3 protein-coding genes are annotated in these 2,195 nt (G+C 45.5%); 1 reads left to right on the top strand and 2 read right to left on the bottom strand.

All coding sequences use genetic code 11. The features are described 5' to 3' along the window. Positions 1 to 447: UTP--glucose-1-phosphate uridylyltransferase (locus tag WB217_RS11320; protein ID WP_423993332.1), on the bottom strand; the 447-nt coding region annotated here is incomplete at its 3' end. Between the two features lie 333 nt (positions 448 to 780). On the opposite strand from WB217_RS11320, the gene WB217_RS11315 reads away from it, so the two are divergent. Further along, a complete protein-coding gene (locus WB217_RS11315) occupies positions 781 to 1,533 on the top strand; it encodes an AAA family ATPase (protein WP_423993331.1) in 753 nt (250 codons plus the stop codon). Between the two features lie 75 nt (positions 1,534 to 1,608). On the opposite strand, the gene WB217_RS11310 is transcribed toward WB217_RS11315, so the two are convergent. Then, positions 1,609 to 2,195, bottom strand: a 587-nt coding sequence (locus WB217_RS11310; protein ID WP_423993330.1) for a plasmid pRiA4b ORF-3 family protein, incomplete at its 5' end; no start/stop codon positions are given.

Here is a 2,195-nt window from a genome sequence, read left to right as displayed (position 1 = left end):
GAATTGGTTTAAGAGCTGCTTTAAGCATGGCGTCTCACTCTGAACAATATCATCTCCCAGAAGTACCGCAAACGGTTCATCGCCAATAAAATTGCGCGCACACCAGACGGCGTGCCCCAACCCCTTAGGCTCCTTCTGGCGAATATAGTGGATATCCGCAAGGTTAGTAGAGTAGCGCACCTTTTCCAGCAAATCCAGCTTCCCTTTCACCTCTAAGTTACGCTCAAGCTCTGGGGAAAAATCAAAATGGTCCTCGATCGCACGTTTGCCTTTACAAGTCACAATAATGATATCCTCTATCCCAGAAGCAACTGCTTCCTCGACTATATACTGGATCGTTGGCTTATCAACAATCGGCAACATTTCCTTCGGCATCGCCTTTGTAGCCGGTAAAAAACGCGTTCCCAGACCAGCTGCCGGAATAATTGCCTTCCGCACCCGCTTCATCGGACTCCCCCTTCAAAGAAAACTCTCTATATAAACATCCTAACCATTCCCAAAATGCTAATCAATCCATTTTATGAAAATGAACAACCATTTTATGTGGATTTATATAACAAGCAGCCAGATAAAATTTAATCAAACGTTTGATTAAACACCCACAGTCCCAGTCATATCAAGCATTCCCAAAAAACCAGTAAACCTCAACGCTTCACCGCTTTATCTCATTGGGGGTCTGACCCCCAGCACGTTAATGTGCTGAAGCGCGAATCTCCTGCCAGTTTTCTGGGAGGTGCCTGTAATGTTATGATTAGTAAAAACATGTCCGAGGTATGAACGATGAGCTACCTGAACTGGCAATATGTTAGAAGAATAAATTTAAAACGCGATGAAGTCCCTTCTTTCAGGCACTATCCTTTCAATCTTCCGAGTCTGAAGACCTTGGAGGAGATGGAGCTGCATCCGAAGGTTACTTTTTTCATCGGTGAAAACGGGATGGGAAAATCGACTTTGCTTGAGGCGATTGCGGTTGCATTGGGATTCAATCCTGAAGGCGGTTCGCTGAACTTTAATTTCTCCACCTTCGATTCGCATTCGGAGCTTGCTGACTATATCAAAGTGATCAAGGGGATTGAACGGCCAAGGGATGGTTTTTTCCTGCGAGCGGAGAGCTTTTACAATGTCGCCTCCAATATTGAGGAAATGGATCGAGAACCAGGTGGACCAAAGATCATCAACTCATTTGGCGGTAAGTCCCTGCATGAGCAATCGCACGGAGAGTCCTTCTTCGCCACTTTTATTCATCGATTCCGCGGAAACGGCATCTATCTCCTCGACGAACCTGAAGCAGCCCTCTCGCCTCTGCGTCAGATGTCGATGCTCACAAGGATCCACGACCTCGTCCGCGAAAACTCGCAGCTCATAATTGCCACCCACTCACCTATCATCATGGCCTATCCCGACGCAAAAATCTTCGAGTTCAGCGAGGATGGCATTCATGAACGAAAGCTGGAGGAAACGAATCACTATACGATTATGAAGCAGTTTTTTGATGACCGGCAGCGGATGATTCATCGGCTGCTGGAGGAGTAAATGGAGTCAAGTAGCGGCTCCTTTTTTCTCACAATAAATGCATGTAAAAAAGCCTGCGAAATTGGCAGGCTTTTTTTACTTCAACCATCGATTGATCATCTCAATATCAAATTTCCGACGGCCCTGCATTTGTGCCCAACGACTGATTTCATGATGATCCGGATGCTCCGAGTCTTTGATTGCCTTAAGATACTCCGAGTAACCAGGTCTTCCCCCAACATCCTCGGGAGGAGTGGCCCCTTCGCCTTCAAGGCAAACGGGATGATAGGTATTAAAATCACTGATGACCTTCTCAACCTCGATGTAATGCTCCCAATTGTCTCCAAAATCATAGACGTATTTAAGATGAGAGACTTCAGGAATATACTCCGACAGTTTTACATGAAGTTCGAGACGTCTTTCCATATCAATTGGGACTGACAGGGCTTCCGGACTGCCCACGATATTCAAAAATGGCTCATAGCCTGTTTCGTGGTATGCAGGGTGGTTAGGAGACAGTTTCTTTTTACTTTTTGAATGATAAAGGTAAAAGGAATGCAAATGCCGGTTATCCCATCCAAATGATTTTTGTATCCCTTCATGAAGAGCATGGAACGTACGGTCAAGCGGCACTATTACCCTCCGCCAACAAGGATGATCATCCAGTTTTAATGAGATTTTCA

The sequence above is a fragment of the Mesobacillus sp. genome (assembly GCF_049588175.1).
Classification (GTDB): domain Bacteria; phylum Bacillota; class Bacilli; order Bacillales; family Cytobacillaceae; genus Mesobacillus.
The sequence above is the reverse complement of the archived record's forward strand: the minus strand, read 5'-3'. Positions and strand labels throughout refer to the sequence as shown.